This window comes from Gimesia sp. (genome assembly GCF_048262075.1).
GTDB lineage: Bacteria > Planctomycetota > Planctomycetia > Planctomycetales > Planctomycetaceae > Gimesia.
On the sequence record NZ_JBLXFK010000009.1, the window covers coordinates 44,372 to 58,347 of the forward strand.

Annotated in this window: 10 protein-coding genes; 5 read left to right on the top strand and 5 right to left on the bottom strand. The window is 48.8% G+C overall.

The annotated features are described in order from the left end of the window. Positions 1 to 99 precede the first annotated feature (99 nt). Together ACN0YH_RS17645 and ACN0YH_RS17650 are read left to right on the top strand one after the other, a co-directional pair. A complete protein-coding gene (locus tag ACN0YH_RS17645; RefSeq protein WP_417380903.1) occupies positions 100 to 2,490 on the top strand; it encodes a DUF1553 domain-containing protein in 2,391 nt (796 codons plus the stop codon). 4 nt (positions 2,491 to 2,494) lie between these two features. Then, a complete protein-coding gene (locus tag ACN0YH_RS17650) occupies positions 2,495 to 3,934 on the top strand; it encodes a DUF1501 domain-containing protein (protein WP_417380904.1) in 1,440 nt (479 codons plus the stop codon). A gap of 91 nt (positions 3,935 to 4,025) precedes the next feature. Here the strand turns inward: ACN0YH_RS17650 and purB are convergent, their stop codons facing one another. Together purB and ACN0YH_RS17660 are read right to left on the bottom strand one after the other, a co-directional pair. Further along, entirely contained in the window at positions 4,026 to 5,456 is a 1,431-nt protein-coding gene (gene purB, locus ACN0YH_RS17655; protein WP_417380905.1) for an adenylosuccinate lyase, read from the bottom strand. Positions 5,457 to 5,532: 76 nt separating this feature from the next. Then, positions 5,533 to 6,213, bottom strand: a complete 681-nt coding sequence (locus tag ACN0YH_RS17660; RefSeq protein ID WP_417380906.1) for a metal-dependent transcriptional regulator — start codon at positions 6,211 to 6,213, stop codon at positions 5,533 to 5,535. Between the two features lie 398 nt (positions 6,214 to 6,611). Here ACN0YH_RS17660 and ACN0YH_RS17665 point away from each other — a divergent pair, with 398 nt between their 5' ends. Together ACN0YH_RS17665 and ACN0YH_RS17670 are read left to right on the top strand one after the other, a co-directional pair. Continuing rightward, a complete protein-coding gene (locus ACN0YH_RS17665; RefSeq protein ID WP_417380907.1) occupies positions 6,612 to 8,363 on the top strand; it encodes a hypothetical protein in 1,752 nt (583 codons plus the stop codon). Next, on the top strand, positions 8,360 to 9,382 hold the full coding sequence (locus ACN0YH_RS17670) for a hypothetical protein (RefSeq protein ID WP_417380908.1): 1,023 nt from the start codon (positions 8,360 to 8,362) through the stop codon (positions 9,380 to 9,382). The genes ACN0YH_RS17665 and ACN0YH_RS17670 overlap by 4 nt, the downstream gene beginning before the upstream one ends. Here the strand turns inward: ACN0YH_RS17670 and ACN0YH_RS17675 are convergent. Then, the gene (locus ACN0YH_RS17675; protein ID WP_417380909.1) at positions 9,379 to 10,563 is read right to left on the bottom strand and encodes a DUF1570 domain-containing protein; all 1,185 of its coding nucleotides are present in this window, start codon (positions 10,561 to 10,563) and stop codon (positions 9,379 to 9,381) included. The genes ACN0YH_RS17670 and ACN0YH_RS17675 overlap by 4 nt on opposite strands. 272 nt (positions 10,564 to 10,835) lie before the next feature. On the opposite strand from ACN0YH_RS17675, the gene ACN0YH_RS17680 reads away from it, so the two are divergent. Next, the gene (locus tag ACN0YH_RS17680; protein WP_417380910.1) at positions 10,836 to 12,194 is read left to right on the top strand and encodes a hypothetical protein; all 1,359 of its coding nucleotides are present in this window, start codon (positions 10,836 to 10,838) and stop codon (positions 12,192 to 12,194) included. A 23-nt stretch (positions 12,195 to 12,217) separates the two neighbouring features. Here ACN0YH_RS17680 and ACN0YH_RS17685 read toward each other — a convergent pair whose 3' ends face one another. Both ACN0YH_RS17685 and ACN0YH_RS17690 read right to left on the bottom strand, forming a co-directional pair. Then, entirely contained in the window at positions 12,218 to 12,643 is a 426-nt protein-coding gene (locus ACN0YH_RS17685; RefSeq protein WP_417380911.1) for a SufE family protein, read from the bottom strand. A 128-nt stretch (positions 12,644 to 12,771) separates the two neighbouring features. Further along, positions 12,772 to 13,854 carry an Mrp/NBP35 family ATP-binding protein gene (locus ACN0YH_RS17690; protein ID WP_417380912.1) on the bottom strand — a complete coding sequence of 361 codons (1,083 nt, stop codon included), beginning with the start codon at positions 13,852 to 13,854 and terminating at the stop codon, positions 12,772 to 12,774. Between the last annotated feature and the right edge of the window lie 122 nt (positions 13,855 to 13,976).

Sequence of the window (13,976 nt, forward strand, 5' to 3'; positions counted from 1 at the left end):
ACCAAACAGTTTTCAACACGTTTGATGTGCCAGGAATTTCGGGTAGAACCCCATCTCCTCCAGCCTTTCATGCGTGTCCTCAACTGAGGGCGACTTTCCATGCCTTGGGTAATACTGCGATCACTGGGAATCTGCTGCTTTGCTATTTTGAGCCTGGTCATTCCACTCGAAGCGGTTGCAGCGAAAGTAGATTTCAACCGGGATATCAGACCGATCCTCTCCCGGAACTGTTTTCACTGCCATGGTCCTGATGCCACTCATCGCGAAGCAGATCTGCGGCTAGACATGGAACAGGGGCTCAAATCCACAGAAGAACCAGCGATGATTCATCCTGGTCAACCCAGTCATAGCGAACTTTTCGAGCGGGTTTCCAGTAAAGATCCGGACCTGGTCATGCCACCGAGCGATTCCGGGAAAAAGTTGAAACCTGCTGAAATCAACCTGATCAGACAATGGATTTCAGAAGGCGCTCCCTGGTCTCAACACTGGGCTTATGTAAAACCCAAACCAGTAAAAACTCCGACCAGCAAAGATCAGAGTTGGCCCGTTAACTGGATTGATCACTTTATCCTGTCACGACTGGAATCAAAAAATCTGAAACCAGCCAAAGAAGCAGATAAAATCACGCTCATCCGCCGACTCAGTTTCGATTTGACGGGGCTGCCCCCCACGCCAGCTGATGTAAAACGTTTCGTCGAAGATTCAGGCCCCCAGGCTTATGAAAAACTAGTCGACGGTTTACTGGCCTCTCCACATTATGGAGAGCGCATGGCGATTTACTGGCTGGATCTGGTCCGCTTTGCCGATACGGTGGGTTACCACGGAGATCAGGATCACCACATCTCTCCCTACCGGGATTATGTCATCAATGCCTTCAATCAAAATCTCCCTTATGATCAATTCGTGAGAGAACAACTGGCAGGTGATTTATTACCAGAGCCAACCCTCCAGCAAAAAATTGCATCCGGATACAACCGCGTACTTCAGACGTCCCATGAAGGGGGAGTCCAGCGCAAGGAATATCTGGCAATCTATGCTGCCGATCGAATACGTAACTTTTCCGGCGTTTTCATGGGCGCCACCATGGGTTGTTGCCAGTGTCACGATCACAAGTACGATCCTTATACCATCAAAGACTTCTACTCAATGGTGGCGTTTTTTGCGGATATCGATGAAGACCAGCACTTGAGACGGGGCGCGGACCGCATCCCCACCATCAGGGAACCGGAAATCTTTCTCTATACAGACCGGGAAAAAAATCAGATCGCTCAACTTGAATCGAGTATCAAAATAACAGAGGCGGAACTAAAGACTGCGGAACAGAAACAGGAAATTAAACAACTTAAACAGGAACTGGAAAAGCTGAAGAAGTCGCGCGCTGCCATTGATCGAAGTACGACAAAAACAATGATCACTGTTTCCATTAAGCCCCGTGAAATTCGGGTTCTCCCCCGCGGCAACTGGCTGGATGAGACGGGCCCCGTTGTACAGCCTGCCATTCCGGAGTTTTTAGGGCCCTTGAATAGTAAGCAGGACCGACTGACCCGGCTGGATCTGGCTGACTGGCTCTCCAGCCAACAAGGCTACGGACCTCTCATGGCGCGGGTTATGGTAAACCGCCTCTGGTATCTCTATTTCGGCCGTGGTATTGCTCCTGTACTGGATGATTTCGGCGGACAGGGTGGTCCCCCGCATTATCCCGAACTGCTCGATCAGCTGTCGATCAAATTCCTGGATGACCAATGGAACACGAAGCAGATGGTCAAGTTTATCGTCATGAGTCGTGCCTATCGTCAGTCCTCGATTGAATCGACCAAACAACGGACGAAAGATCCCTTTAATCACTGGCTCAATCGACAGGCCCGTTTTCGGCTGCCTGCAGAAATGATTCGCGATAATGCCCTGGCAGTAAGCGGGTTACTGGTGAAAGAGATTGGCGGTCCCAGTGTAAAACCTTATCAACCCGAGGGATACTACCGTCATCTGAATTTCCCCAAGCGAAAATACATTGCAGACACAGATGAAAGTCAATGGAGACGCGGCCTGTATGTGCATTGGCAGCGGCAATTCCTGCATCCGATGCTCAAAGCATTTGATGCTCCCAGCCGTGAAGAATGTACGGCTCAACGCCCCCGTTCCAATACACCGATTGCGGCAATGACGCTACTCAACGATCCGACTTTTGTAGAAGCATCTCGAAAATTCGCTGAAGATGTAATCCGAAATGGCGGAACATCAGATTCAGCCAAAATTAAATTCGCCTTTTCAAAAGCAACTTCTCGCCAACCGGAGAAAATAGAGCGTGAGGTTCTGCTGACTTTATTGAATTCCAATCGAACTGCATTTTCGGCGAAACCCAAGTCCGCAGATTCATTAACTCACACCGGACTGGCAAAGACGAGTTCATCGCTGAACGCGGTCGAACTGGCTGCCTGGACGGAAGTTGCGCGGGCACTGTTAAATCTGAATGAAGTGGGGACGAGGAACTGAGAATATGCTGAACTGGAATCAAATTCAAACCGGTTTGAACCGTCGTGCCTTCCTGAATAATACCGGCGTCGGACTGGGAGCCACTGCGCTGGGAAACCTGCTGAAGGATGACAAACTGTCCGCAGCGAAAAATCAAACTGCGATGGATGGCATCCCGGGTTTGCCACATTTTGCTCCTAAAGCAAAGCGGGTCATTTTTCTCTGTATGGCCGGCGGTCCCACACATCTGGAGACCTTCGACTATAAACCCAAACTGGCACAAATGGATGGAAAACCGTTCCCCGAAAGTTTTACCAAAGGCCAACCGATCGCACAGCTACAGGGGAAAGAACTCAAATGCCAGGGCCCTTTAACCAAGTTTCGCAAGTATGGACGCAACGGGCAGGAGATCAGTGATTTTCTGCCTTGGACAGCCAAGATCGCTGACGACATCTGTATCATCCGTTCGATGGTAACCGAGCAAATCAACCATGACCCTGCGCATACTTTTCTTAATACGGGAACCGCTATCAGCGGGCGTCCATCAATGGGGTCCTGGATTACATATGGTCTGGGAAGTGAAACAGAAGAGCTGCCCGGCTTCGTGGTACTCACCAGTGTCGGTGGACGGAATCCACAGCCGATCGCATCAAGGCAATGGGGCACAGGGTTCCTTCCCAGCCGCTATCAGGGCGTCCAGTTCAACTCGACCGGCGATCCAGTTAACTACCTCAAGAACCCGGCAGGCATCAGTAATGCTCAACAAAAGCAATTAATTGAAACCGTCCAGAAACTGGACCGCTATCGAAATGAACGTGTTACCAATCCGGAAATTGAGACCAGAATCGCCGCCTATGAAATGGCCTTTAAGATGCAGACCTCTGTTCCCGAACTGATGGATCTCTCCGGGGAAACCAGACAGACGCTGGAAATGTATGGTGCTGAACCCGGTTCGGGCAGCTATGCCAATAACTGCCTGCTGGCTCGGCGTCTGGCGGAGCGGGGTTCCCGATTTATTCACCTTTATCACCGTGGCTGGGACCATCATGGAGACTTGGTTCGCTATATGAATACCTGCTGTGGATTAACCGATAAACCGACCTGGGCGTTAATTAATGACCTCAAGCAACGGGGAATGCTCGATGAAACCCTCGTGATCTGGGGAGGGGAATTTGGCAGAACCCCCATGTTTCAGGGTAAAGGAGGCGCAGGCCGTGATCACCATATTAAAGGCTTTTCCATGTGGATGGCCGGAGGAGGAATAAAAGGGGGAATTAGCTATGGCGAAACCGATGAACTGGGCTATAATTCAGTAGAGAACATTGTACACGTACGTGATCTGCACGCGACGATGCTACATTTGCTGGGAATTAATCACCAGCAATTCAGCGTTGAATTTCAGGGCTTGGATACCAGGCTCACGGGTGTGGAAGAAGCGCACGTCATCGATCAAATACTGACGTAGCATGGCACTGTAAGTCCCTGAGAAACGCCCCGAATTTTTATCGGGGCGTTTTCTTTTCTGCTGTCTCAGGAATTGGTACAGGCGAAAGCAGTTACACTTTCAGGTCTTCGACAGTCAGTTGCAGATCATCCTGATATTTCTGCCTGACCGGCTCGATGATTTCTGCAATAAACGCATCTACCTGCTCCGGCGCCCGACCAATGTATTTTCGGGCATCGAGTGCACTGTTCAAATCACAGTCTTTGAAAGCAGGATCTTTCTGCAGGCGTTCGATCAGATCATTCTGGCCACCATGCACTTTGACTTCTGCTCCCGCCGCCTGGCTGTGCACGCGAATCAGTTCGTGCAGTTCCTGACGATCGCCGCCCGCTTCCACACCCGCCATCAGAAATTCTTCGGTCGCCATGAAAGGCAATTCCTCATTCAAATGTTTTTCAATGACTTTTGGATATACCACCATGCCATCCACAATGTTGCGGTATAAAATCAGCACCGCATCGATTGCCAGGAATGATTGTGGCAGAGACAGCCGACGGTTGGCACTATCATCCAGTGTTCGTTCCATCCATTGTGTAGCGGCAGTATCTTCTGCATTCGCAGTCAGGCTGATGGCAAACCGGGCCAGCGAACACATTCGCTCAGATCGCATTGGATTACGTTTGTAAGCCATGGCCGAGGAACCGATCTGATGTTTCTCAAACGGCTCTTCCAGTTCCTTGCGGTTCTGAAGGATGCGAACATCATTCCCGGCTTTATGAGCCGACTGGCCAATGCCACTCAAAGCTGACAGAACCTGAGCATCCACTTTTCGCGAATAAGTCTGACCAGTGACAGCATAACGTTCCGCAAAACCCATTTTCTCCGTGACACGTCGATCCAACTCGTCGACCTTGGCATGATCACCTTGAAACAGCTGCAGAAAGGTCGCCTGGGTTCCTGTCGTCCCTTTCACCCCACGGAAACGTAGTTTTTCCAGTCGGTATTCGATTTCTTCGAGATCCAGAATCAGATCATAACACCAGAGAGTGGCGCGTTTCCCCACAGTCGTTGGCTGAGCAGGTTGCAGGTGAGTGAATCCCAGACAGGGTAAATCCCGATTCTCTTGAGCAAATTTCGCCAGTTGATCAATGACCGAAACAAGTCGTCTGCGTACCTGTTCCAGGCTCTCGCGAATCATAATTAATTCGCTGTTATCAGTGACAAAGCAACTGGTCGCCCCCAGGTGAATGATTGCCAACGCATCCGGACAACGTTCCCCATAAGTATGTACGTGTGCCATCACATCATGACGACGTTTTTTTTCTTCTCTGGCAGCCACTTCAAAATCGATATCATCGACGGCTGATCTTAATGAATCGACTTGAGCGGCTGTGACAGGCAGTCCCATTTCATGCTGCGATTCTGCCAGCGCCACCCATAGTCTTCGCCAGGTAGAATGTTTCTTCTGCGCAGACCAGATCTGGCTCATTTCTTGTGACGCATAACGACTAATCAACGGATTTTCATAAATAAGATGACTCAATTTCTTCTCTTTCTTCAGCACGACAGGTGAAACGCATTTCACACAGATTCAATGACAGCACCTTTAATACGAGGTACTAATTATTGGGAATGGGAACGACCTTCATGTTCTCAGCGACATGAATCCCCATGGAGATCTGCTGGCCACTCCATTCTGAAATAACAATTCCGGCTTCGATATTTTTTTCTAGAACCCGTCCCTCTGAACCGATCTCCAGACCGGTGCGGGAGAGAAACCGTAAAAATTCAGGTTCCTGATCGGTCACCTGCACGATCCGCAGACTGACTCCGGTTGAACAGGCAGCCAGCGTGGTCAGATTGGGATAGGCTCGCCGCATTTGACCATCAATCGAAGGGATTGGGTCACCATGCGGATCGGTCTCAGGAAATCCCAGGTACTCATCAATATGGTCCACCAGGAAATCACTCACCGCATGTTCCATATTTTCGGCTTCTGCGTGGATCTGATCCCAGGTGAGTTTTAACGTCTGAAACAGGAACAGTTCAATCAGTCGATGCCGACGTAAAACTCGAATAGCAGACTGTTTACCTGCGTCAGTTAGACTTGCCCCTTCATACGGACGATACTCGACAAGTTTAGACTGTTTCAGAGTTTTCAGCATACTGGTGACCGTGCCCGGAGCCACATTCATGTATCTTGCTAATTCACCCGTACTGATCCATTCTGAACCAGACTGCAGACTGATCTGCAAAATGGCCTTCAGATAATTCTCAACAGTCAAACTAGTTACGTTCACAAGATTTCCTGCTTCTTCAGATAGAGAACTCTGACCGGATCGGAGTTACCTCAAACACAAGGTGCATCGCACCGTATCGGGACAATACACTCAGCAAGCACATACCTGCTTATCCTAGCAACATCGTAATTCACTTGGAATCAATACCACACTCGAAATGAATTGCATTTCGAGATAGCGAAGAGTTCCCTCCTTATAAGGCATACTTACTCAAGTCATATTGAGATAAACACTTACTGATATTTATTTCTATCGCTTGGAATCATTCCTTATTTATAAAAAACCGGCAGATTGAATCATGTTGGATGTTAGAATCTGCCGATTTTAATGATTATACGGTTTCCTCTCCTCCACTCATATTTTCTCTTTTCTATATAAATAGTCATAAGGTAGGCCGGATGGATTGCTGGCGCCAAATTGGTATCAGGTTGCTGATGGTGTTTCTGTTCACAGGAACATTTCAGGATGCTCGTGCGCAAACGGTTGTTCGTGAAATTGGCTTACCGCAAGTACAGGTCAGGGAATCTGCTGTTGTCGGATTGTTGGGTGAATTCAATCGTTGTGCCGCCTACGAACTTTCAAATCAGGAACTGCAACTCAACCAGGTTGTCACTGGAGCGGGCGGCCTGACATCTGATTCATCTGGTGTCATCCGAGTAATTCGAGGTGGTCGCAGCAGTCAGGACCTGTTCTTTAACACTGATGTCGACTTTCCACTCATGCATGGTGATGTTCTGATTGCATTGAAATCACCAGCGAACGTCATGAATGTCTCGTTCAGCACACCCGCTCAGAATGCGCAATTGCAGCAGCCCCAGAACTCTGAGTTAGTTCAGATTGCCATCCTCAATCTTTTAGATCGTCCTGTTGTATTTGGGGTACGCCCGGAAATTGCCGACCTGGCCGGCATCCTGAAATGTCTACGACAACCTCTGGAGCAATATGCGAACCTGGCAGAGTCCATCAAAGTCATTCCCCCCTATCGCAGCCGGGGAAATTCCGACTTCAAGTTGAGAAAACTGACTTCCAAATTCGACTCGGGAACAGTGATCGTCTTAAATTCTCCACAGGTATTAAATCTGTCCATGGTTCCACACTCCCTGCCAGCTGCTCGTCGATTGCGCCGTGACAATGGTACGAATTCAAATCCATTCCGAGAAACGTCAGCGCCTGGAATGTTAGGGAAAGCGGCTGCTGCTGTCGAAGAACAGACTCCTGAATTACAGAAGGTGACGCATCCGGAAGAAACCTCCCTGCCATCTGAAGATTCTTCCCTGAAAGTAGAAACAAATCCACCGCTGCTTAGAGGACCAATGCTGCAACAGACTGCCGCCAGTATAGCTGAGGTTCCCCATCCCGTGAATTCCCGATCAGAAGATTTAAATTCTACTGTTGCGAATGATAAAACTGATGAGAATACCCAACTGCTGGCTGATTCCTCTTCAGTTCCGGACCTGAATCTGACAGCAGCTCCGGCACCTCCTGTGGAATCAAACGAGAGCCGTTTCGATGAAGGCTTATCAAAATTTGAAGAGACAGACGAGTTATCTGAATCATCGTCCTGGCCCCCGGGAACCGCTTATATTTTACTCGCTGGCATTGCGGTGTTACTCTGGAAATACCTGCACAGGGAACCCCGAACGCATAAGGTAAGCACTCCGCTCGAACAGTCTGAACGCGACAATAACAGCGCGATCATTACTCACTGGGAGGAGCTGCCTCCGCTTCCGGAAAAATCATTACTGGAACAGATTCTCGAAAATCAGATTCCCGTAATTGATGAAACACCTCAAATACCAACTCAGGCATTCATATACGGACGACATCAGTCACGCTCCCTGCGAGTCGATAAAGAAGAGCCGACATTGAAAGGACCTCACTTCAATCTGAAGTCCAACCGTAATACGAAGACGCCAGATCAACAGGAATTTTCGAGCACAGGAACGGTTGTTGCACCTGAGAAACCACCGGAAAAGAAACTGAAACCACCTTCTTTCCGCTTTGACCGCTCACATCAGGACTCCTCACAGTCTGGTAAAGAAAAGAAGCCACCAACAGACACAACACGACTGGGACATTCTGAGAAGAAAAGGCATTCCGGGATTCTTGACCGTGTGCTGCAAGCAGTACAGGGAGTATTACCTAAATGAGCAGCGCATTGCAGATCGACTCAACCTGTCTCCGGACATTACAGAATGATTCGAGTCATAAACTGACACGACGTTCCATCGAAGCGTTGTATACGATCCTGGAAGACAACATTGAAAATCGGTCGATGCTGCATAAAATTGGTGTCCCGTTTCTCAATTCCGAGGAAACATTGATTATCCCCGGCGGAAATGCCGCACAGATTTCACGTTTTTCAAATGTACCTCTCTATCCGCTGTTTGCGAATGGTGAACTGGTATTGAATGATCCGGTCCACCGTCAGTTGCTTTCTACTTTGATTCAGTCCATACTCCCCAAGGCCAGACACAGTGGGGAATATTGTGCTTTCATCGGACCAGGCATTGACCCGCAGTCACCACTTAACAAGCTGACTTCTCAACTAATTGCACTGCAGGGATTCACTCCGTTTGCCACTACGATCACGCTGGCAGCGGCACTCGCAGCATTTCCTGCAGCAACTCGCTTTTCCGGATACGTAATCTACCTGGGACATTCGCATTCCGAAATTGGATTAGTCCATCAGAGTCGAGTGGTCGCGCGACATTCAGTACCATTTGGAAGTGAGTGGATGGACGAACAACTGGCCCACTCGTGGAAAATGTTCCAGAACGACTCTGAGGGGAAACAGCGGACCGACTCAAAACGGGCAAAAGCAAAACGGCTCAGTCCGCAAACCAGCTTGAGTCCCTATCTGTCGCATCACTCTGTAGTCACATCGTGGTATGAATCGCTGCTGGACAGCCTGCTGGATGAATTTACGACTCAGCTGGAGGCAATCCAAACCTACATTGCCACACTGGAACTATTGCCTGTTGCCTGCCTGGGTGACCTCGCGCAGACAGCCGGTTTCAACGAACTGCTCAGTCAGAATCTGGTAAATCACAAAATTCCGTTCAATCAAAACGAAATCAATCTGGTTCCGGATGAACCATCTACAATTACCCGTGGCGCTCTTGTTGTCGCCGCAATGGAAGAGGAAGTCGCGACACGGGCAGCTTAATTCTGCTGAACCAGTTCTGCAGTCAGCTGATCCACGAACCGCAGATAATCTACTTCAAGCGTCCTGATATTAGTCTTAAATGCTTTCTTGAAGTCCTGTTCCCTGGCATCGGCAGAGTATTCCTGCAAAGGGTCGCGTGCTGAGATCGATTTCAGATAGCGGGCATAACGTGCAGGCTGAGTCTCCACCAGAAAAAACGTCAGTGCCCAGGCTTCGGCATAGGCATCCAGAGTCGATGAACGAAACAGGGAATCATCCCGGATAAATGTTCGCAGTGACTCTTTCTCTCGGCGGGTGCGTGAATAATTCACAAACCAGATCAGTCGACTCCGGTTGACTCTGGAGAGAGCCCGGATGCTGCCGCCCGTATGAGACCGCAGCTCATCTGATTCAAACGTCGTTGCCAGACCCTCAACCACCCAGCGGGGATTCTCACCAATCCGGGTATGCAGTCCCGTATTGAAGGCAACCTGATGGGTGGCTTCGTGAATCATCGTATCCCGCAAGGCTTCTGCCATGTTTTCACCGTTAGCGGAAACCCGCGAATAGCTCAACTGCGTTTGCACCTGAGCCGGATCAGGATCCTGTAACGCAGTCGCAGCACTCTGATCAAACAGAGCTGTTCGATTGGTATGCGGGTGATAATACCCCAGCAAACCCTGGCCGGCACGCACCCCATCCTTTTTGCAATAGTCGAAGAATTGAGCCTGGTCAGGAAAGATGACTGCGACCATTAGAAATTCAGGTGCCTTGACTTGATAACCACGTAAGGAAAAATAGTGCGAGAACGATTCATAGAGATCTTCAAAAACACCGCCATACGCTTTGGCTTTCCCGCGCGGGGCGCAGATCAGGTAATGTCGAGTCGAGATAATTTCATATAACGGGCCGAATTCGTTCTGGAGCTGCAACTTCATTTTATTTAAGGGAAGTTTTTGAAATTCGGAGGCGACTCTACGAAAGGACGTGACTTTCTTCAGAGAGACTTCCGACAACTTCCCTGACTGATCCATCATCCAGCAGAGATCTGCATTGTGCGCAATCGATTTACCCACGAACACCGTGTCCCTGGTTTTCATCTCAATCAGTGTAGGTGGTTTTGCGCAGACAGACCCTGATGTCAGCCAGAACAAACTGGCCCCCAGCAGGGAAAATGGAATCAGACGCAGGCAGGTCAACATCGGGACGACCTCAAATCGAGTGGCAGGACCTCTGGTTTTTGGAGGAGAATCTCTATAGATAGTTTAACCGCTGTTTGTGTGTCCGGCTTCTCAAATCAGAATCGGAGTCCGATCAGGGCGTTGGATGACAGGGAACATAACGGTTATAATCAATAGATTAATTGGTGAAGCGGAAACCTCGGGGTATTTTCCTGTCACATTCAATAGCTACAATATAAAAGAGAAGCATGTCGAATTTTTCCTGAATCCCTTTTGAATCTGAACAGGATCTAATGGTGCCACGCCTGTTACTACACACGGCAATTACGATACTGGCTCTGGTCTGCGGCCAACTGAATGTGAGTGCAGCTGACCCGAACCCGGTTCAGAAACAGACCGATCTGAAACATCAGGTGGAAACGCTGATCTCTCAACTGGATGCCAACCAGCGACAAGTCAGAGAGCAGGCGGAACGTAAGCTGATTGATCTGGGAAAACCTGTACTCGCTCAGCTCCCTCCCCCCGAACTAGTGACGACCCCTTCGGTACGGGAAGCGCTAATACGCGTAAAACTCCAGATAGAAAAACAGGCCGCCCGAGATTCAATACACGCCTCACTGGTTACTATCAAAGGGGACTACCCCTTCAATACGGTTCTGCAGCAAATTTCCACACAGTCCGGTAACCCGCTAGATCTGAAGAATCTAACAGCTGAATTCCTTGATCAAAATATCCAGGTTGAATTCGAAAAAACTCCCTTCTGGCAAGCCATCGATGAGTTGAGTCATAAACGGCCTTTCACATATCAGTTTGATGGGGCCAGCGACTCAATGCAGTTCCAGCAAAGTGCTGCAGATAATTCCTCTCGATCCTCCAAAGCTCTACATGTTTATTATGATGGCCCATTCAGAATTACCGTTTTGGATCTTAAAAGCCGCCCCTTGCGAGGAAGTTCGAATAAAGAGTTACTGTCTGTCAAATTTCAAGTCGAAGTCGAACCCCGACTGCGACCTCTGTTTCTGAGCTATGCAGCCGAAGAGATCCATTGCAGTACCAGTCAAGCATCTAAGCTCTCTCCATTCACTCCACAGGCAAAACTGGAACTCCCCCTGGGGGAGGGGGGGAAGAACGTCAATTTTACAATGACCTGGATCCTCGACAGCGAGCAGAAGAGTTCGACGTTCGATATCCAGGGAACATTACAAATGGAACTCGCCGCGGAAACACTGCCGATTTCGTTTGATAATCTAAATCAATCAGAGGGCGCAATTCGGCGACGGGGAAATGTATCTGTTGAACTCATCCATGTCGAGCAAAAAAAACTCCCCACCAGTCAGACATTAAATGTGAGGATCGCCCTGAGTTACGACTACGGTGGCCCTGCATTTGAATCTCACCGCACCTGGATCTATCACAACCGGGCGTACCTGGAAAACCCAGCGGGGCAGAAGTACTGGCTCAACGGCGCTTCACATACGACGCTGGAAAGCGCTGGTAAAACCGGGGTTTCATATCAATTTAAAGACCTGCCCCTGCAACAGAATAACCTGCGATTCACTTATCTCGCCCCCACTCTGATCACCGCTGCACCGATCAGGTTTCATTTCGAAAAACTCAAACTTCCAGTGAACGACGATAAGAGTAAACCGTGATGCCAGCGGCCTGAGCACCTGGATCAGTTTTCTTCAGCAACCTGTTTTGCTTCACTCTGGACACGTTCCACCATTCCAAACAGTCCATTTTTGCGTTGGGAGCTCAAATACTTATCCAGTTGGAGTTGTGAGAAATACTGCCTGACATCTGTCTTCAGAATCTCTTCTGGAGTTTTATCATTATAAATCGCCAGTAGGACTGCAATCAGTCCTTTCACAATCAACGCATCACTGTCTGCATTAATATGTAGTACCTTCTGGCCTTCTGCTTTTTTCAGTTCTGTAGTCAGCCAGACCATACTCTGACAACCATGCACCCGGTTCGCTTCTGTCTTTTCAGACGCGGGCATGGCAGGAAGTTCAAATCCCAGATCGATCAGAAAGTCACAGCGTTCTTCCCAGTCGTGAAGAAATTCAAACTCCTCTATCAGTTCGTTAATGGTAATCATGTTCTGAGTTATATCTGCTGTTGTAGAGTTCTGTTGCGAGGACATTTTATTTTTAACATTTATAGCAAGTGAGCGAATTGTAGAAGCCAGACAGGCATAATTCAGCCAATCCAACATCCATCTTTAAACTATAGTATTTCCAATGGGGGTCTCGAAGGTTTTTCGATCAGTGTGCGGGCAATTTCAATCGCAGTATTTTCTGCGACCTTCAGTAGATACTCTTGCGACTCAAGACCCCCTGTCAACAATTCAGAAATATTACCCGAATCAGATTTTTCACGAATCTCTGCATTCATGGGGATTTCACCCAAACAGGGTATCTGCAATTCTTTTCCCTTCTCCTGGGCTCCCCCACGTCCAAAAATATCTCCCGACATATTTTCGACAATTCCCAGTACAGGAATCTTCACCTGTCGAAACATCTGGACGGCTTTGACAGCATCCAGTAAGGCAACTTTTTGCGGAGAACAGACCACAACGGCACCTGCCAGGTCAATCAACTGAGACAGAGTGAGTGAGACATCTCCCGTCCCCGGTGGCATATCAATAATCAGATAATCCAGTTCTCCCCACTCAGTATCCTGCAGGAACTGCGTAATCGCCTTATGCAGCATCGGCCCGCGCCAGATCACTGCCTGATCAGGTTCCACAAAGAATGCCATCGACATGACTTTCAGGCCCCTGGCTTCAACGGGAACAATGCGGGTGACTGGCTGCCCGTCTTTATTGTGAAACTCCTGGGCAACTGGCTTTTCACTGGTTCCTACCAGATGCGGTATGCTGGGACCATACACGTCAGCATCGACCAGCCCAACCCGAGCGCCAAACTGTTGTAGAGCATACGCCAGGCTTGCAGCGACCGTACTCTTACCAACTCCACCTTTGCCAGCGCCAACCGCGATGATATTTTTCACATTGAGCCCGATACGACCACCAGACTGTTTGCCACGAATGTTAACACTGTACTTAATGCTGACATCCTGACATTCAGGAAACGCCTGCTGGATCGTCGCTTGAATTAACTCCGACAGTTCAGACTCCTTCGGGTACGAAGGAACTGGCAGTTCAATCTCAACTGCAACCCGGGATGAATCATCTGCTGTGACAGATTTTAAAAATCCGGACACAGACAGTGTTTTTTCAAATACGGGATCTATTACGGAAAAAAGACAACTCTTAAGATTTGCTTCATTCAATTCAGCATTCGCCATCAGCTTATTCTGCTTTCCTTGGATTTTATCAATATCTGTTGAAGGGGTGGCCGGAACATTTTGATGCTCGTCTGAGAATCTGATCCAGTTGTCTGAAACGCCGACCGGGCTCGTATCAGGTT